At 72.2% G+C, this 18,470-nt stretch carries 14 protein-coding genes; 4 read left to right on the top strand and 10 right to left on the bottom strand.

From position 1 onward, the window contains the following. Positions 1 to 96: 96 nt before the first annotated feature. Complete coding sequence (locus DOO78_RS17525; protein ID WP_111471166.1) at positions 97 to 2,256, top strand: TonB-dependent siderophore receptor; 2,160 nt, start codon at positions 97 to 99, stop codon at positions 2,254 to 2,256. Between the two features lie 75 nt (positions 2,257 to 2,331). Then, positions 2,332 to 3,273, top strand: a complete 942-nt coding sequence (locus DOO78_RS17530; RefSeq protein ID WP_111471167.1) for an NAD(P)-dependent oxidoreductase — start codon at positions 2,332 to 2,334, stop codon at positions 3,271 to 3,273. 94 nt (positions 3,274 to 3,367) lie between these two features. On the opposite strand, the gene DOO78_RS17535 is transcribed toward DOO78_RS17530, so the two are convergent. From DOO78_RS17535 to rimP, 9 genes are all read right to left on the bottom strand, one after another. Further along, a complete protein-coding gene (locus tag DOO78_RS17535) occupies positions 3,368 to 4,768 on the bottom strand; it encodes an NAD(P)H-dependent flavin oxidoreductase (RefSeq protein ID WP_111471168.1) in 1,401 nt (466 codons plus the stop codon). A gap of 85 nt (positions 4,769 to 4,853) precedes the next feature. Continuing rightward, positions 4,854 to 7,079, bottom strand: a complete 2,226-nt coding sequence (gene pnp / locus DOO78_RS17540) for a polyribonucleotide nucleotidyltransferase (protein ID WP_111471169.1) — start codon at positions 7,077 to 7,079, stop codon at positions 4,854 to 4,856. Between the two features lie 675 nt (positions 7,080 to 7,754). Beyond that, positions 7,755 to 8,027, bottom strand: coding sequence for a 30S ribosomal protein S15 (gene rpsO, locus DOO78_RS17545; protein ID WP_111471170.1), 273 nt, complete (start codon positions 8,025 to 8,027; stop codon positions 7,755 to 7,757). A gap of 47 nt (positions 8,028 to 8,074) precedes the next feature. Further along, the gene (truB, locus tag DOO78_RS17550; protein ID WP_111471171.1) at positions 8,075 to 9,037 is read right to left on the bottom strand and encodes a tRNA pseudouridine(55) synthase TruB; all 963 of its coding nucleotides are present in this window, start codon (positions 9,035 to 9,037) and stop codon (positions 8,075 to 8,077) included. 215 nt (positions 9,038 to 9,252) lie between these two features. Continuing rightward, positions 9,253 to 9,702: a 30S ribosome-binding factor RbfA gene (rbfA, locus tag DOO78_RS17555; protein WP_111471172.1), complete on the bottom strand. Its 450-nt coding sequence runs from the start codon at positions 9,700 to 9,702 to the stop codon at positions 9,253 to 9,255. Between the two features lie 88 nt (positions 9,703 to 9,790). Continuing rightward, a complete protein-coding gene (infB, locus tag DOO78_RS17560; RefSeq protein ID WP_111471173.1) occupies positions 9,791 to 12,619 on the bottom strand; it encodes a translation initiation factor IF-2 in 2,829 nt (942 codons plus the stop codon). A 141-nt stretch (positions 12,620 to 12,760) separates the two neighbouring features. Further along, positions 12,761 to 13,474, bottom strand: coding sequence for an RNA-binding protein (locus DOO78_RS17565; RefSeq protein WP_111471174.1), 714 nt, complete (start codon positions 13,472 to 13,474; stop codon positions 12,761 to 12,763). After that, complete coding sequence (nusA, locus tag DOO78_RS17570; protein WP_111471175.1) at positions 13,458 to 15,086, bottom strand: transcription termination factor NusA; 1,629 nt, start codon at positions 15,084 to 15,086, stop codon at positions 13,458 to 13,460. Before nusA ends, DOO78_RS17565 begins: the two co-directional genes overlap by 17 nt. Positions 15,087 to 15,098: 12 nt before the next feature. Next, positions 15,099 to 15,671, bottom strand: a complete 573-nt coding sequence (gene rimP, locus DOO78_RS17575; RefSeq protein ID WP_243634585.1) for a ribosome maturation factor RimP — start codon at positions 15,669 to 15,671, stop codon at positions 15,099 to 15,101. A 184-nt stretch (positions 15,672 to 15,855) separates the two neighbouring features. Here rimP and DOO78_RS27595 point away from each other — a divergent pair, with 184 nt between their 5' ends. Then, complete coding sequence (locus DOO78_RS27595) at positions 15,856 to 16,128, top strand: hypothetical protein (RefSeq protein ID WP_165838955.1); 273 nt, start codon at positions 15,856 to 15,858, stop codon at positions 16,126 to 16,128. Positions 16,129 to 16,278: 150 nt separating this feature from the next. Here the strand turns inward: DOO78_RS27595 and DOO78_RS17580 are convergent, their stop codons facing one another. Then, positions 16,279 to 17,745: a metal-dependent hydrolase family protein gene (locus DOO78_RS17580; protein WP_111471177.1), complete on the bottom strand. Its 1,467-nt coding sequence runs from the start codon at positions 17,743 to 17,745 to the stop codon at positions 16,279 to 16,281. 295 nt (positions 17,746 to 18,040) lie between these two features. Between DOO78_RS17580 and DOO78_RS27105 the strand changes: the two genes are divergently transcribed. Beyond that, complete coding sequence (locus tag DOO78_RS27105; protein ID WP_128080078.1) at positions 18,041 to 18,343, top strand: hypothetical protein; 303 nt, start codon at positions 18,041 to 18,043, stop codon at positions 18,341 to 18,343. Positions 18,344 to 18,470: the final 127 nt, after the last annotated feature.

Raw genomic sequence — 18,470 nt, forward strand, 5'->3', positions numbered from 1 at the left:
CCCCCGGGTCACCCGGGAGACCGTAGGTTGAGGGACGGCAGGTGGGCCAAAATTCGCCAGCACGCCTGGGCCAACATTCAGTAGCAAAGCCACCGCATGACCTTCTCTCTCCCCGTCCGCCCTGGCGGCGCGCTCCTACTCGCCGCCGGCCTGCTGCTCGCCCTGTCGCCGGCCCGCGGCCAGCCGGCCGCCGCCACGGAGGGCGGCCCCATCGCCCTGCCACAGATCGACGTGCAGGAGAGCCGCCCGACCGGCACCTCGCCGGTGCGGGGCTATGTCGCCCCCGTCACCGCCAGCGCCACCAAGACCGACACGCCGCTGCTCGAGACGCCGCAATCGATCACCGCCATCACCCGCGACCGGCTGGACACCCAGGCGGTGCGCAGCGTCGAGGAGGCGCTGCGCTACGTGCCGGGCGTGACCATCGGCAGCTCGGGCTTCGATCCGCGCTTCGACGGCGCCCGCATCCGCGGCTTCGACGCGCGGGCGAGCCAGTATCTCGACGGGCTGCGCCTGCTGCGCCAGTTCGGCCCGACCTCGATCGAGCCCTACGGCCTCGAGCGGATCGAGGTGGTGCGCGGCCCGGCCTCGGTGCTCTACGGCCAGACCGTGCCGGGCGGGCTGATCAACATGGTCAGCAAGCGCCCGACCGACACACCCTTCGGCGAGGTCGTCTTCTCCGCCGGCAGCCATGGCCGCGTCCAGGGCGCCTTCGACCTCGGCGGCCCGGCCAGCCAGGATGGCAGCGTGCTCTACCGCATGACCGGCCTGGTGCGGGGCAGCGGCACGCAGATCGACTATGTCGACGACAACCGCTACTTCCTCGCCCCCGCCGTCACCTGGCGGCCGACCGGCGACACCTCCCTCACCCTGCTCGGCCACTTCCAGTACGACCAGGCGCCCTCGCCGATCGGCCTGCCGGCGGTCGGCACGCTGCAACCCAGCCGCAACGGCACGATCCCGCGCAGCCGCTACGCCGGCGAGCCCGGATTCCGCGATTCCGACGTCTCGGTCTACGGCCTCGGCTGGGACTTCCGGCACGAGTTCAACGACACCTTCAGCCTCCGCCAGAACGGCCGCTGGCTGAACAACCGCGTCGACTACCAGACCATGTACGGCACCGCGCTCACGGCCGACCAGGCGACGCTCTCGCGCGGCGCGCTGCTGCAGCGGGAAGGCTCGGACACGGTGAACATCGACACCACCGGCACGGCGCGCCTGGCGACCGGGCCGGTCTCGCACACCATCCTCGCCGGCATGGACTACCGGCAGTACTGGGGCAACTACCAGTCCTATTTCGGCCGGGCGCCCTCGCTCAACCTCTACAACCCGGATTACGGCGCCTTCGTCGCCGATCCGCGCGGCGCCTTCACCTCGCGGACCAACCGCGACGACCGGCTACTGCAACTCGGCCTCTACGCGCAGGACCAGCTCCGCTTCCGCAACTGGCTGCTCACCATCGGCGGCCGGCAGGACTGGGCGCAGAGCACCCAGACGAGCAACGTCGTGGCCTCCCGCAACAGCAGCAACGACAATGCCTTCACCGGCCGGGTCGCGCTGATGTACCTCTTCGACCTCGGCCTCGCGCCCTACGCCTCCTACTCCACCTCCTTCGACCCGGTGGTGGGCGCGGCGGCGCCGCAGCGCGGCAGCACGAGCTTCCGCCCGACCGAGGGCGAGCAGTGGGAGATCGGCTTCAAATACCAGCCGCCGGGCAGCAACAGCATGATCTCGGCCGCCTATTTCGACCTGACCCAGACCAATGTCGCGACCCGCGACCCGGTCTACACCACCTTCCAGGTGCAGACCGGCGAGATCGCCGTGCATGGCCTCGAGCTCGAGGCGCTGGCGAGCCTCGGCTCCGGCCTCAACCTCATCGGCAGCTACACCTGGCTCGACGGCAAGATCGCCAAGGCCAATGACGCGACGGTCGGCAACCGCCCGGCGCTGGTGCCGGAGCACATGGCCAATCTCTGGCTCGACTACCGCATCCAGGAGGGGCGCTTCCAGGGACTCGGCTTCGGCGCCGGCACGCGCTTCATGAGCGCGCTCTACGGCGACAACGCCAATCTCTACCGCTCTCCCTCGGTTTGGCTCGCCGATGCCTCGATCAGCTACGTGATCGGCGGCTGGCGGGCGACGGTGAACGCCTCGAACCTCTTCGACAAGAGCTACGTCGCCTCCTGCCAGGGCGGCTTCTATTGCTACTACGGCACCGGCCGCACGGTGATCGGCAGCCTCGCCTATCGCTGGTGAGCCGCCGCGGGCCTGTCCCGCCGCGACCCGGCGCGGCACAGTCGGCCCGGTGGTGATCCAGGGAGGGACGCATCCATGACCGACAGCATCGGCTTCCTCGGCCTCGGCTCCATGGGCGGGCCGATCGTGGCGCGGCTCGCCGCCTGGGCGCGGGAGGGCGGGGGCGACCATGGCTGCCGCATCCTGGTGCATGACGTGCGGCCGGAGGCGATGGCGCGCGCCGCCGCCGCCGGCGCCGAGCCGGTCGCGGGCGGCGCGCGGGAGCTCGGCGCCCGCTGCCCGCTGGTCCTCGCCTGCCTGCCCGGCACGGCGATCTCGGAGGCGGTCGCGCTCGGCGAGGACGGCGTCGCCTCCGCCCCCGGCCATGCGCTTCGCACCTATGTCGAGATGTCGACCATCGGCGGCGAGGCGATCCGCCGCATCGCCGCCGGGCTGGCGGCGCGCGGCGTCGCGCTGGTCGACAGCCCGATCAGCGGCGGCGCGATCGGCGCCGAGACCGGGGCCCTCGCGGTGATGGCCGCCGGGGCGCCGGAGGCGGTCGCCGCCGCCCGGCCGGTGCTCGAGGTGGTGGGCAGGCGCGTCTTCACGGTGGGCGAGACGCCCGGGCTCGGCCAGGCGATGAAGCTGGCCAACAACCTGCTCTCCCTCGCCGGCATGGTGCTGACCGCCGAGGCGCTCTCGCTCGGCGCCAAGGCGGGGCTCGACCCGGCGCTGATGTGCGAGGTGATCAATGCCGGCACCGGGCGCAACAGCTCGACCGACTCCAAATATCCGCGGGCGGTGCTGACCGGGCGCTTCGATGTCGGCTCGACCAACCGCATCGCCCACAAGGACATGGCGCTGGCCATGGCGGAATGCGCCGCCCTCGGCGTGCCGGCGCCGCTCACCGGCCTGGCGCGGGAGATCTGGGCGATGACCGAGGCGGCGCAGGGCGCGCAGGCCGACATGACGACGGTGGCGAAGCTCTACGAGGGCTGGACCGGCGCGCCGCTCCGGGCGCGGGGCGCGACGGACTGACCGCCGCGGCCCGTTGCCCTGCCGCGGCGGGCTGCAGGCCCGGCGCGAATCCAGCGTCCCCGCGGTGCCGCGCGGCGGCATCGCGGGGAACGGGTCAGCGCCCCGTCAGGATGCGCTCGACCAGCTGCTTCGCCGTCGGGATGAAGCCGTTCGAGTAGAAGGGGTCGGCCGCGAAGCGATAGGCGTTGTGGCCGGCGAACATCAGGTTGTGCTCGGTCGTGCCGTCATGCGCGATGTCCTGCAGCGTCTTCTGGATGCAGAAGCTGCGCGGGTCCGCCTTCTTGCCGGTGTCGTAGTCCGGCCCGTGCTGCGACCAGTTGGAGAACCTGCAGGCGGACAGGCAGCCCATGCAGTCCACCTGGTCCTTGACGATCTCCGCCTGCTTCGCCGGCGTGACGAAGATCAGCGTGTTGTCCGGCGTGCGCATCGCCTCGCCATAGCCTTCGGCCTCGAAGCCGCGCACCCGCTCCAGGTCGTGCGGGGTCAGCCAGACCTTGCGCTTGCGCGGGCCGACGCCGAACTCGGCGGTGTGGTCGCCGATCGGCTCGGCGGTATAGGCCACCTGCCGCTCGTTGCGCGCCTCCAGCTCCCGGATGAAGTCGTTGCGCACCGCCGAGGAGTAGAAGCCGGTCGGCGAGAAGCGCTGCAGCAGCACGTCGCCCGGCTTCAGCGTCAGCAGCCGCTGCTTCCAGGCCTCGGGGATCGGGCTCTCCCGCGTCAGCAGCGGGCGGGTGCCGAACTGGAAGGCGACCGGCCCGAGCTCGGGGTTGTCGATCCAGTCCTCCCACTCCTCGAGCCACCAGACGCCGCCCGCCATGATGATCGGGACGTCGCCGAGGCCGAGCTCGCGCATCTGCTGGCGCAGCTTGAGGACGCGCGGATAGGGGTCCTCCGGCCGGGTCGGGTCCTCGGAGTTGGAGAGGCCGTTATGGCCGCCGGCCAGCCAGGGGTCCTCGTAGACCACGCCGCCCAGCCAATCGCGCGCCTTGTGGTAGCTGCGCTTCCACAGCGCCCCGAAGGCGCGGGCGGAGGAGACGATCGGGTAGTAGTGCACCGCGTATTCGCGGGCGATCTCCGACAGCCGGTAGGGCATGCCGGCGCCGCAGGTGATGCCGTGGATCAGCCCCTTGGCGCCGTCCAGCACGCCGCGGATCACCCGCTCGGCGCCGCCCATCTCCCAGAGGATGTTGGCGTGGATGCGCCCCTGGCCGCCGGAGCGCTCATGCGCCTCGCGCGCCTGGGCGATGCCGCCGGCGATGCCGTAGGCCACCAGCTCCTCGTGCCGGTCGCGGCGGGTCTTGCCGTGATAGACCTGCCGGATGACCTCGCCCTCGGGGGTGTAGCTGTCGGCGTTGACGGCCGAGAAGGTGCCGACGCCGCCGCCCGAGGCCCAGCCGCCGCAGGTCGCGCCGTTGGAGACGGCGACGCCCTTGCCGCCCTCGACCAGGGGGAGCACCTCGACCCCACCCATGCGGATCGCGTTGATCGCCTTCACGCCATTGTCCTCGATACCTGGACGCCGCCTGAGATTGGGTGGGCCGGGGCAGGTTGCAGCCCCCCGGCCCGCCGCATCGACTGCCTTATTCCGCCGCCTCGTGCCGGTCGCGGCGCGGCCGGTCGCCGCCGCGGTCGTTGCGGTCGCGGCGCGGCCGGTCGTCGCCGCCCTCGCCCTCGTTGCGCGGCCGCCGGGCGCCGACCTGCTCGGTGATGTCGGCCCCCGTCGCCTGGTCGACCACGCGCATGGAGAGCTTCACCTTGCCGCGGTCGTCGAAGCCCAGCACCTTCACCTTCACCGCATCGCCGACATTGACCACGTCGGTGGTGCGGTTCACCCGCTCGTTGGTCAGCTCGCTGATGTGCACGAGCCCGTCGCGGGCGCCGAGGAAGTTCACGAAGGCGCCGAAATCGGCGGTCTTCACCACCTTGCCGGTGTAGATCGCGCCGATCTCCGGCTCGGCCACGATGCCGCGGATCCAGTCGATCGCCTTCTGCGCCGCTTCCGGCGAGGTCGCCGCCACCTTGATGGTGCCGTCATCCTCGATGTCGACCTTGGTGCCGGTGCTCTCGGTGATCTCGCGGATCACCTTGCCGCCGGAGCCGATGACGTCGCGGATCTTCTCCTTCGGCACGCTGATCACGGTGATGCGCGGCGCATTCACCGCGACGTCGCCGCGGGCGCCGGTCAGGCCCTTGGCCATCTCGCCGAGGATGTGGATGCGGCCGTCGCGCGCCTGGCCGAGGGCCTGGCGCATGATCTCGAAGGTGATGGAGGTGATCTTGATGTCCATCTGGAGCGAGGTCACGCCCTGCTCCGTGCCGGCCACCTTGAAGTCCATGTCACCGAGATGGTCCTCGTCGCCGAGGATGTCGGAGAGCACCGCGAAGCCGCGATCCTCCTTGATCAGCCCCATGGCGATGCCGGCCACCGGGCGCTTCAGCGGCACGCCGGCATCCATCAGCGCCAGCGAGGTGCCGCAGACGGTGGCCATGGAGGAGGAGCCGTTGCTCTCGGTGATCTCGGAGACCACGCGCAGCGTGTAGGGGAACTTCTCCTTCTCCGGCAGCACCGGATGCACCGCGCGCCAGGCCAGCTTGCCATGGCCCACCTCGCGCCGGCCCGGGCTGCCCATGCGGCCGGTCTCGTTCACGCTGTAGGGCGGGAAGTTGTAGTGGAGCATGAAGTGCTCCCGGTACTCGCCCGGCAGCGCGTCGATGATCTGCTCGTCCTGGCCGGTGCCGAGCGTCGCCACGCAGAGCGCCTGGGTCTCGCCGCGGGTGAACAGCGCCGAGCCATGGGCGCGCGGCAGCACGCCGACCTCGGCGACGATCGGGCGCACCGTCCGCGTGTCGCGGCCGTCGATGCGCAGCCCCGTGTCGAGGATGGCGTTGCGGACGACGTCGGCCTCGAGCTCCTTCAGCAGCCCCTTGGCGGCGACGACATCGGCGCCCTCCGCCTCGAGCTCGGCGAGCACCGCCTTCTTCACCTCGGACACCTTGCCCTGGCGCAGCAGCTTCTGGGTCTCCCGATAGGCCTCGGCCATCCGGGCGGTGCCCAGCTCGGCGATGCGGGCCTTCAGCGCGAGCTCGGCGGCGGAGGGCTCGGGCAGCGCCCAGGGCTCCTTGGCGGCGCGCTCGGCGAGCTCGATGATGCCCTCGATCACCGGCTGGAAGCCCTTGTGGCCGAACTCCACGGCGCCGAGCATGACCTCCTCGGAGAGCTCCTGCGCCTCGGACTCGACCATCAGCACGCCCTCGGTCGTGCCGGCGACGACGAGCTCGAGCGCGCTCTGCTGGCGCTGCGCGATGGTCGGGTTCAGCACGTACTGGCCATCGACATAGCCGACGCGGGCGGCGGCGATCGGGCCGAAGAAGGGGATGCCCGAGAGGGTCAGCGCCGCCGAGCAGCCGACCAGCGCCACGATGTCGGGGTCGTTCTCCAGGTCGTGCGACAGCACGGTGGCGACGACCTGCACCTCGTTGCGGAAGCCCTCGGGGAAGAGCGGGCGGATCGGCCGGTCGATCAGGCGGGAGATCAGCGTCTCGGCCTCGGAGGGCCGGCCCTCGCGCTTGAAGAAGCCGCCCGGGATCTTGCCCGCGGCGAAGGCCTTCTCCTGGTAGTTCACGGTGAGCGGGAAGAAGTCCTGGCCCGGCTTCACCGAGCGGGCGCCGACCGCGGTGCAGAGCACGATGGTGTCGCCGAGGCGGGCCATCACGGCGCCGTCGGCCTGGCGGGCGACCTTGCCCGTCTCGAGGGTGAGGAGCTGGCCGCCCCAGGCAATGTCCTTGCGGAAATAGGTCTCGAACATGCGTCGTTCCTTCGCGGGACCAGCGGCCGGGGACCCTTGCCCCGCCTCCGGTCCGGCCGGCCCCCTCCCCGCATGGGCGGCGGCGCGGCATGGCTGCAAACCCGGATGGCCGGCCGCGCATGCGGCCGGCGGTCCGGAGGGTGCGACGCGGTGGGATGGCAGTCCTCGGCCGGAAGCCCCTCGCGGAGCCCGCTCCCCGGGGCCTCTGCAAGGCCGGCCCCCAGGGGACCCTCCGGGTATCCCGGGGGATCGGGCCCGGCGCTTCGGGCTGCATGGAATGCGAACCGCCCCGATCCGGGACGCCCGCCCCCGTCGCCGGGGATCCATGTGGCCGGAAACGCCGCACCGTCCCGGGCAGGGGGTCGCGGCTTGTCCTGTCAGCCCGCCGCGCTCGCGGCGGTGATCCCGGATGCCTCGGCCGGATGGGCCTGTCCCAGGATCGCCGGCGTCATATGGACAATCCCTGCCGGGATTGCCACGGTTTTTTGGCCCAGGCCGAAGCCCGGGCGGATCACCCCTGCCCGGCGCAAGGATCACGTTCGGGTGTGGTCAGGCCCTGACCGCCCGAGCCGCCCCTCGCCCTGCCGCGGCGTCGCCGCGGCGGGCCGTGGCGCATCCGGGCCGGCGGACCATGGGGCCCCCACGACGTCGCTGCGCGCCGCCGTGGGGAAATCCCTAGCGCCGCAGGCCGAGGCTGGCGATCAGCCGCTCGTAGCGGCCCTGGTCCTTGCGCTTCAGGTAGTCCAGCAGCCCGCGCCGCTGGCCGACCAGCACCAGCAGGCCGCGCCGGCTGTGGAAGTCCTTGGCATGGGTCTTGAGGTGCTCGGTCAGGCCCGAGATGCGCTCGGAGAGCAGGGCCACCTGCACCTCCGGCGAGCCGGTGTCGCCGGGCTTGGTCTGGTACTGCTCGATCAGCGCCTTGCGGCGCTCGGCCGAAACTGCCGACATCGGGTTGTTCTCCTGTTGGCCGGGCCCTGCGGGGCCTTCGGCATGCCTCAACCGCCGGCCGCGAGGCTCTCCTGCGCCACCAGGCGTTCCGGCACCACGAGGCCGGACTCCAGGCGGCAGAGCCCCACGAACCGTCCCCCCGCCATGGCGCGGACCAGCCCCCCATCGGGATTGGCCTCGCCCGGAATGCGGCCCATCAGCTCGACCAGGCCGATGGCCTGGCCTTGCAGCAGCCGCATGGCCTCCGCCTGCGTGAGGGCCAGCGCCGGGATGTCGGCCAGCGCGGTCGTCACGGGCAGCAGGAGGTCCGGAGAAGGGGGCGGGGTATCGCCCGGCTGGCCGAGCTTGTCCAGGGGGATCGCCGTCGCCTCGTGGAAGGGGCCGACCCGCATGCGGCGGAGCGCGGCGATATGCCCGACCGTGCCGCAGGCCCGCGCCAGGTCGCGCGCCAGGGAGCGCATATAGACCCCCTTCCCGCTCTGGACGAGGAAGATGGCGGTGTCGGCATCCGGCCGGCTCTCCAGCTCGAAGCGGTCGACGCGCGCCGGCCGCGGCGGCAGGTCCACCGCCTGGCCCTCCCGCGCCAGGTCGTAGGCCCGCTCGCCCGCCACCTTGATGGCGGAATAGATCGGCGGGACCTGCATGATGTCGCCGCGGAAGGCGGGCAGCGCCGCCTCGATCGCGGCATCCTCCGGCCGCGCCGCGCTGGTCTCGATCACCTGGCCATCGGCGTCGTCGGTGTCGCGCGCCTCGCCGAAGCGGAGCGTGAAGCGGTAGGTCTTGGTGCCGTCCATGACATAGGGGACGGTCTTGGTGGCGGCGCCGAAGGCGATCGGCAGAACGCCGGTCGCCAGCGGGTCGAGTGTGCCGCCATGGCCGCATTTCTGCGCCTGGAACAGCCGCTTGAGGCGGTTGACGACATCGGTGGAGCCCATGCCGGTGGGCTTGTCGACGATCAGCCAGCCATCGATCGGCTGGCCCTTCGGCTTGCGGCGCTGGAAGCGGGACATGCGGGGCGGTCTTCTGGGATGCGGGCTGCGGGGCGCGCCACGACCGCCCGCGCCGGGTGGCGGGGTGGCGGGGCGGGCGCGGATGGGCCGGGGCGTTGGAGCAGTGTCCGTTCACCTGCGTTCACGGCCAATGCTCCAGCCTTCCGTTTTCGAAGCATCTCCACCCGTCCGAGTGTCTCCACCTGATCGGGAGAAGATGCTCCGAAAACAATAGTCTAGGGCACTTCTCCGGGGCCGCGCCCGGCCTGCGGGTCGGGGTCGCCCTCCGCGCGCGGGCCGAGATCGCGCGCGACCTCGGGCTGGCGCAGGGCGCGGTCGATCTGCATCGCGTAGTCGAGCGCGGTGTCGGGCTGGAAATGCAGGTCGGGCGCGTATTTCAGCCGCACCGATTTCGCCACCTGGCCGCGCAGGAAGGGCGCAGCGCGCTTCAGGGCGCGGAACTGCGCCTCGGGCAGGTCCTTGCCGAGGCCGCTGACGAAGGCGGTCATGTGCTTGAGGTCGGGCGAGGCGCGGACCTCGGTGACGGTGACATGGATGTTGGCGAGGTCCGGATCGCGGAAGTCGCGCCGCTCGAACAGCGCGGCGAGGGCGTGGCGCACCTCCTCCGCGACGCGGAGCTGGCGCTGGGACGGGCCTTCGCCATGGCTGGCGTGCCGCTTGGTCATGGGGTTGGAACCCTTCTTGTCGGAAAGCAAAGGGCGCGGCGCCTGACTGGCGCCGCGCCCCGGTGGTGTCGCCGGAGGGTGGCGCGGGTTACGCCGCGGCCACCGTCTCCGTCTCGTAGCACTCGATCTGGTCGCCGACGCGGATGTCGTTGTAGTTGGCGAAGGACATGCCGCATTCGTAGCCGTTGGTGACCTCGCGGACATCGTCCTTGAACCGCCGGAGCGTGCTGAGCTCGCCCTGGTGGATGACGACGCCGTCGCGCAGCAGGCGCACGCCGGCGCCACGCCGCACCACGCCCTCGGTCACGCGGCAGCCCGCCACGTTGCCGACGCGCTTGACCTCGAAGACCTGCAGGATGGTGGCGTAGCCGAGGAAGTTCTCGCGCTGCACCGGGGCCAGCCGGCTCTTGAACATCTTCTCGATGTCGTCCGCCACCTCGTAGATGATCGAGTAGTAGCGGATGTCGACGCCCTCGCGCTGCGCCAGCTCCCGCGCCTGGGAGGTGGCGCGGACGTTGAAGGCGACGACCACGGCGTTGGAGGCCTTGGCGAGCTGGATATCGCTCTCGGTGATCTGGCCGACCGCCGAGTGCAGCACGCGCACGCGCACCTCCTCGTTGCCAATCTTGCCCAGCGTCACGCCGATCGCCTCGGCGGAGCCCTGGACATCGGCCTTCACCACCACGGCCACCTCCTTCTGCTCGCCCGCCTGGATGCGGGCCAGCATGTCGGTGAGCGTGCCGCGGCCGGCGACGGCGGCCGCCGAGCTCTTCTCGCGCGCCCGGCGCTGCCGGTACTCGGAGATCTCGCGCGCCCGGGTCTCGTCCTCGACGGCGACGAAATTCTCGCCCGCCCCCGGCACGCCGGAGAGGCCGAGGATCTCGACCGGGAGCGAGGGCGGCGCCTCCTTGAGCTGGCGGCCGCGGTCGTCGAGCATCGCCCGCACCCGGCCCCATTCGGCGCCGGCCACCACGATGTCGCCCTGGCGCAGCGTGCCCTTCTGCACCAGCACCGTCGCCACCGGGCCACGGCCGCGATCGAGCTTGCTCTCGATCACGGTGCCCTCGGCAGCGCGGTCCGGATTGGCCCGCAGGTCGAGGATCTCGGCCTGCAGCGCGATCGCCTCGAGCAGCTTGTCGAGGTTGATCTTCTTGGTCGCGGAGACCTCGATCTCCTGCGTCTCGCCGCCCAGGCTCTCGACCACCACCTCGTGCTGCAGCAGCTCCTGCCGCACGCGGTCCGGGTTGACGCCCGGCTTGTCGATCTTGTTGACCGCGACGATCAGCGGGACATTGGCCGCGCGGGCGTGGTTGATGGCCTCGATGGTCTGCGGCATCACGCCGTCATCCGCCGCCACCACCAGCACGACCATGTCGGTCACGCTCGCGCCGCGGGCCCGCATCGCCGTGAAGGCGGCGTGGCCCGGCGTGTCGATGAAGGTCACCTTGCCGCCATCCGGCACCGTCACCTGGTAGGCGCCGATGTGCTGGGTGATGCCGCCGGCCTCGTGCCCCGCGACATCGGCCTGGCGCAGCGCGTCCAGCAGCGAGGTCTTGCCGTGGTCGACATGGCCCATGATGGTGACCACCGGCGGCCGCGACTGCAGGTCGGTCTCCACATCGACCGCGCCCTCGAGGCCGAGCTCGACATCGGATTCCGAGACGCGGCGGACGCGGTGGCCGAACTCCTGCACCACCAGCTCGGCGGTGTCGGCGTCGATGGTCTGGGTCAGCGTCGCCATCACGCCCATGCGGAACAGCGCCTTCACCACCTCGCCGCCGCGGGCGGCCATGCGGTTGGCGAGCTCCTGCACCGTGATCGCCTCGGGGACGATGACGTCGCGCACCACCCGCTCGGCGCCCGAGCGGAGGCGGGCCAGCTCCTGCTGCCGCCGCTCGCGCTCACGGGCGCGGCGCAGCGAGGCGATGGAGCGGCTGCGCTCGTCCTCGCCCTCGATCGCCGCCTGCACGTCGATGCGGCCGCCGCGCCGGTCGGCGCCGGGCAGGCCCTTCTTCGCCGGGGCGAGGGCGGGCTTCTTCGGCGCCGCGGCCGGCAGGCCGGGACGCCTCGCGGCGGGACGGCTGCGGTCGTCCTCCTCCTCGGTGCGCGGCCGGAGCGAGAGCTTGTTGGCCGCGGCGCCGGGCGCGGCGGCCGGGGCGGCCGCGGCGGGCTGCGCCGGGGCGCCGGGGCGCGGCCGCTGCGCGGCGGGGCCGACCGGCACCGGGCCGGGACGGCCGGGCGTGCGCAGGGGCGGCGCCACCGGCCGCACCGGGCGGGCCGGCGCCTGGGCCGGGCCCGGGGTCGGGGCGGGCGTGGCGGCGACGGGCGCCGCGGCCGGCCCAGGGGCGGCGGGGGCGGCGGCCGGCGGCTGCGCCGCCTCCTCGGCGGCACGGCGCGCGGCCTCCTCGGCCTCGGCCCGGGCGCGCGCCTCGTCCTCCTCGGCCTGGCGCGCCGCCTCCTCGGCCTGGCGCTTCTCCTCCTCCTCGCGGCGCCGCGCCTCCTCGGCGGCGGAGCGGACCATGAGCGCCTGGCGCTCCCGCTCCTCGCGCTGGCGCTGCGCCTCGAGCCGGCGCTGCTCCTCCAGCACGCGCTGGCGCACCGCCTGCTCGGCGGCGGTCAGCGGCCGGTTGCCGGCGGGCGCGGGGCCGCGCGCCTGGGCGCCGCCCGGCCGCGCCGGGTTGGCCGGGCGCGGCCCGCCGCCGGCCGGGACCGGGGCGGCCGGGCCGGCCGCCTGCCGCGGCGCCGGCGCCATGGTCCGCTTCTTCACCACCTCGACCTGCACGGTCTTGCTGCGCCCGTGGCTGAAGCTCTGGCGGACGCTGCCCGCATCCACCGTCTTGCCCAGCTCCAGGCGGCCGCCAGCTGGCCGAAGGCTCAGCCTGCTCTTGCCCGCGTCCTGGTCGTTCTGGTCGCTCATTCTCTGGTCCGAACCCGATCCGTCTGCCGTCATGCCACTCGTGCCAAGGGACATGCCGGGGGACGGGCCTGCATGGCGCCAGCCCCGGGCATGTCCGGTGAATCCACCGGGCGCGAGATGGCGCGCCCAACCGTTACCCGCTCATCGGCCCATCGGGCCATCTCTCCTGTCGTCTCGCCCCGCGGCGCGGGACGGGCCCGGCCGGGACGGGGCCGGCGCCGCCGTGCCGGCAAGCCCGGCCAGCCCGGCCAGCCGCCCCGCCTCCACGGCGATCGCCGCGGCCAGGCGCCCGGGCGCAATCGCCACATGCACGGCATGGTCGCGCCCGAAGACGCCGCCGAGCCTCTCTGCCGGGAGCGGGGCGACCACCGGCACCTCGCGCCCACCGACCAGGCGCGCCCTCTCGGAAGGGCTGCCGTCGGATGCCTCCACCAACAGGCCGGCACGGCCGGCCCGCAACCATTCCCGCACGGTGTCCCGCCCGCAGACCGCCTGGCCGCTCCGACGCGCGAGGCCGATGAGATCGCGGATGCGGCCCTGGAGGCCTTCCATGATCCGCGCAGCAAGGTCGGGGGGCAGTTGCACGGTCGCACGGGCCGCCTTGGCAAAGGCGCCGCGCTTCACCGCGCGTTCTAACACATCGGCCCTTGCCGACAACCACATTCCCCGGCCCGGCAGCTTCCCGGCCAGGTCCGGCACCAGCATCTGGTCCGGCCCCAGCACGAAGCGGATCATCGCCTCCTTCGGCCCGCTCTCGCGGGTCACGATGCAGCGACGCAGCGGCCCGCGCTCGGCCTCCGCCGCCGCGGCGGCCTCGTCCGGCGCCCCGGGCGGCGGCTCAGGCTTCGTGCTCATCCGCCGCGCGCGTCTCCGTCCCTGCCTCGACCTCGGGCTCGGCCTCCGCCGCGCCAGCCTCGGCCTCGGTCTCCACCTCGGCCTCCGCCTCGGCGCCCTCCTCGCCCTCGAACCAGTGCTGCCGCGCCGCCATGATGATGGCGTTCGCCGTCTCCTCGTCCATCGAATCCGGGCCGAGGATCTCGATCAGCTCGTCGGAGGCGAGGTCGGCGAGGTCGTCGAGCAGCTTCACCCCCTTCTCGCCGAGCGCCACGAGCTGCTGCGGCGTGAAGCCGCCCGCCTCGGCCACCGCGTCCTCGACGCCGAGGCCGCGGCGCTGCTCGTCATATTCCTGGTCGCGCCGCTCGAGGAAGGCCTCGGCGCGGCGCTTCAACTCGGCCGCGACGCTCTCGTCGAAGCCCTCGATGCCGGCCAGCTCCTCGTCCTCGACGGCGACGATGTCCTCGATCGAGGTGAAGCCCTCGGTGACCAGCAGGCCGGCGATCACGTCGTCCACGTCGAGCGCCTCGACGAACAGGCCGGTGCGCTTGCGGAACTCCTCCTGCCGGCGCTCGCTCTCCTCGGCCTCGGTCAGGATGTCGATGTCCCAGCGGGTGAGCTGGGAGGCGAGGCGCACATTCTGGCCGCGCCGGCCGATCGCCAGCGACAATTGGTCGTCGGGCACCACCACTTCAACCCGCCGCGCCTCGTCGTCCAGCACCACTTTCGTCACCTCGGCCGGGGCGAGGGCGTTCACCACGAAGGTGGCGTTGTCGGGCGACCAGGGGATGATGTCGATCTTCTCGCCCTGCAGCTCCTGCACCACCGCCTGCACGCGGCTGCCGCGCATGCCGACGCAGGCGCCGACCGGGTCGATGCTGGAATCGCGGCTGATCACCGCCATCTTGGCGCGGCTGCCGGGGTCGCGCGCCACCGCCTTGATCTCGATGATGCCGTCGTAGATCTCCGGCACCTCCTGGGCGAAGAGCTTGGCCAGGAAGCCCGGATGGGTGCGGGAGAGGAAGATCTGCGGCCCGCGCGGCTCCTCGCGCACGTCGTAGATATAGGCGCGCACCCGGTCGCCGTTGCGGAAGGCCTCGCGCGGGATGGTCTCGTCCCGCCGGAGGAGGGCTTCCGCGCGGCCGAGATCGACCATCAGGTTGCCGTACTCGGTGCGCTTGACGATGCCGTTGACGATCTCGCCGACGCGGTCCTTGTACTCGTCGAACTGCTTCTTGCGCTCGACCTCGCGCACCCGCTGCACGATCACCTGCTTGGCGGTCTGCGCCGCGATGCGGCCGAAATCGATCGGCGGCAGCGGGTCGACGATGAACTCGCCGGCATTGATCTCGGGCTTGAACTTGCGGGCGATGCGCAGCGGGATCTGCGTCGCCTCGTTCTCCACCGGCTCCTCCTCGACCACCTCGGTCCAGCGGGAGAGGCGGACCTCGCCGCTGCGGCGGTCGATGACGGCGCGGATGTCCTTCTCATGGCCGTACTTGGCGCGGCCGGCCTTCTGGATGGCCTGCTCCATCGCCTCCAGCACCTCGTCGCGCTCGATCATCTTCTCGCGCGCGACGGCATCGGCGACCTGCAGCAGCTCAGGGCGCGCGATCGCGACATCCACGGCCATGGTCAGTTCCCTTCAGTGTGGTTTGCCGTCGGGGCCCGGCGGCGCATCCGCGTCCTCCGGGTCCTGGCTGGCGGGCGCCGCGGTGGCGGCGATGAGATCGTCGGTCAGCACCAGCTTGGCGCGGCGGATGTTGCTGCGGGCGATGCTCGCCTCGCTGCCATCCTCGAGCCGCAGCCGGGCGGTCTCGGCATCGGCGCCGAGGGCGATGCCCCGGAGGCGCTTGCGGCCCTCCTGCGGCACCTGCAGCTCGACCTGCGCCAGATGGCCGGCGAAGCGGTTCCAGTCCTTGGTGCGGGTCAGCGGCCGGTCGATGCCGGCCGAGGAGACCTCGAGCGTCCACTCGCCGCGGATCGGGTCCTCGACATCCAGCACGGCGCCGACGGCATGGCTGATCGCCTCGCAATCCTCGACGCGGAAGGGCGCCTCGTCGGCGCGGTCGGCCATGATTTGCACGACCGGGCGCTCCTTGCCGGAGACCTGCACGCGGACGAGCTCATAGCCCATGTGTTCGATGGTCGGGGCGACGGCATCGGCGATGCGCGCCTCCAGGCCCTCATGCTGCGGACGTTCGATGTCAGTGGCCAATGCAAAAAAGGCGGCCCTTTCAGGCCACCCCCCGAAGAGCCCGGATGGTGATTGATCCGTGAGGATATAGGCCCGCCCTCCGCGGAGGGCAAGCATTTGCGAGCAAGCGGCAGCGCCGCGGGAGGTGAGGCCGCCTGCCGCCGAGTTTAACCCCGGTTTTTCCGCCGCGTGGTGGAATGGCGGCATGCCGACCTTGCCTCCCGCCCATGGCTTCTTCCAGGAGGCGCCTGCCCAGGCGCCCAGGACCTACGACCTCGCCGCCTTCCACCGCCTCGCCCGGCCCGCGGCGCGGCGCCCGCCGCGCCGGCTGCTCCGGGAATTCGTGTTCCACGGCGCCGGCGGGACGCTGCTGCTCGGCCTCGCCCTGCTGCTCTACCTGATGCAGCGCGCCCTCGGCGGCGGCGGGCTGCCGGATTTCGAGCTGGAGCAGGCGGTGAGCGCCCTGCTGGCGCTTTAGATACCAACGGCCGTTGATGGATGGCCCATCAACGGCCCCTCCGTCGCCGGGCGGTTCGCTCCGCAAACCTTGGCGACGCGCCACTGGGCGCGGCGCCCGTTCGGGCGCTCGGCCCTGCGGGCCGCAGGCCAGAACGTCGTGCGTCCGCTATCAGCCCAGCCGGTTCCGGTAGATCCGCCCGTCCTTCATGATCAGCGCCAGGGTCCGCTCCGGATCGGCGATGCGGTCGAGCTCGGCGATCGGGTCCCCCTCCAGCACCAGCAGGTCGGCCAGCGCCCCCGGCGCGATGACGCCGACCTTCCCGGCATAGGGCGTGCGCGGGCCGGACATCGCCAGCAGCGCGCCGTTCTGCCCGGTCGCCATGGCCAGGATCTCGGCCGCGCCGTACCAGCGCTTCATCTTGGCGAGCTGCGCCCCCTGCCGCTCGGCCAGCCGGGCGCTGAACAGCGTGTCCGTGCCCCAGGCGGTCAGCGGCCGGTGCTGCACCGCCAGCGCATAGGCGGCGTCCGTCCCGGCCGTCATCTCGCGCTGCTTGGCGCGGCTCGGCGAGCCCTCGGGGAAGGGCGTCGCATCCTCGTCGTCGAGGAAGGGCTGCGAGCTGAACCAGATGCCCTGGTCGACCAGCAGCCGCATCGTCGCCTCGTCGATGAGCTGGCCATGCTCGATGCAGCGCACCCCGGCCTTCACCGCCATCCGGATCGCCCGCGGCGTATAGGCATGCACCGCGACATAGGTGCCCCAATCCGCCGCCGCCTCCACCGCCGCATGCATCTCCGCCTCGGTGTACTGCGTCACGTCGAGCGGATCGTGGTCCGAGGAGACGCCGCCGCCGGCGGCGAGCTTGACCTGGCTGGCGCCGAGCATGAGCTGCTCGCGCACCCGCTTCAGCACCTGCGGCACGCCATCGGCGACCATGCCGGCCCCGAGCGCCTCGCCATGGCTGAGCGGCGGGTTCCAGGGCGCCGGCAGATCGGTGAGCGGGCGGCAATCGCCATGCCCGGAGGTCTGCGAGATCATCGCGCCCGAGGGCCAGATGCGCGGCCCCGCCACCAGCCCGGCATCGATCGCCCGCTTCAGGGCGAAGCTGGGCCCGGCCATGTCGCGCACGCTGGTGAAGCCGCGCATCAGCGTCCGCTGCGCCTGGTCGGCGGCGGCGAGGGTGATGAAGCCGATATCGGCCGTCATCAGCGTGCGGATGTCGAGCGAGGCCATCATGGCGTGCCAATGCGCGTCGATCAGGCCGGGCATCAGGGTGCGGCCGCCGCCCTCGATCACCTGCATTCCCTCGCCGGGCGGGTTGCGCGCGGCATCGACCGCCTTGATGCGGTTGCCCTCGACGAGGACGGCGAGCCCGTCGCGCAGCGCCTTGCCCTCGCCATCGAAGACCCGGAGGTTGCGGAAGAGGATCGGGCCCTTCGGCGGCGCCGGCAGGGCGGCCGCCGCGCCGCGCGGCAGGGCCGCCGCGGCGGCGAGGCCGGCGCCGCCGGCGAGCAGCGACCGCCGGCCGAGCCGCGCCGTCATCAAGCCGTTCAGCCGGGCGAAGGCGGGGCTCTGGCAGGCGCAGGGCACGGCGGGGGCCGGGCTGGGGTTGGGATCGGTCGGCGCGCAGACGAGCATGCGGTTGCCTTTCGTGAGGGCGCTGCCCGGCGCGGCGGGGCCCGAGCGCGAGAGCCTGGCCGATAGGGCGTGGCCGACGGGGCATGGCCAACGGGGCATGGCCGCGGCCCCGATGCGCGGCGCCGCGGGCGATGCGGGTGAGGATGACCACGCCCGCCCCGCCGAAGGCAACCCCTGGCGCAGGCCGGTAGTGTCTCAGTTTGAGATGTGGGTCCGCCCGCGTCCGTAGCGGCTTGATCATCGCGGTGCCGCCCCGCACTCCTGTATGCTCGGAATCGAGCCGAGAGGAGATCGGATGAGCGATAATTTGCCCTTGCTGGCATCGGCCATTCTCGTTTGGCTTCCAGACTGCCAGCGGCCAGACATCCGAAGCTTCGACCCTTCGAAGCTACAGCCGCCTCCTCACCCTAACCCGGAGGCATTCTGGGTGTTACACGAAGCCATAACCCATGCCGTGGAGACCCATCACCTCGCGGTGGAGAAGGCGCATGACAAGGTGCCTTGGGTTAAGGTCGGAGACCGGATCATGGGGCCTGAGGAAATCCTTCGTATTTACAAGGGCATGGGCAATCTGAAGGGTTTTGCCAGCCATGCCTAAGGGGCCAAAAGGCGAGAAGTGCCCGGCCCACGTAATCGGAAACGCGGTGCGAGTGATGCGGATCGCGACGGGGGAGGAGGCGGAGGACGTGCCGCCGAAGAAGTGTGGCCCCTACAAGCCGCGCCAG

It is taken from the genome of Roseicella frigidaeris (assembly GCF_003258945.1).
Classification (GTDB): Bacteria; Pseudomonadota; Alphaproteobacteria; order Acetobacterales; family Acetobacteraceae; genus Paracraurococcus; species Paracraurococcus frigidaeris.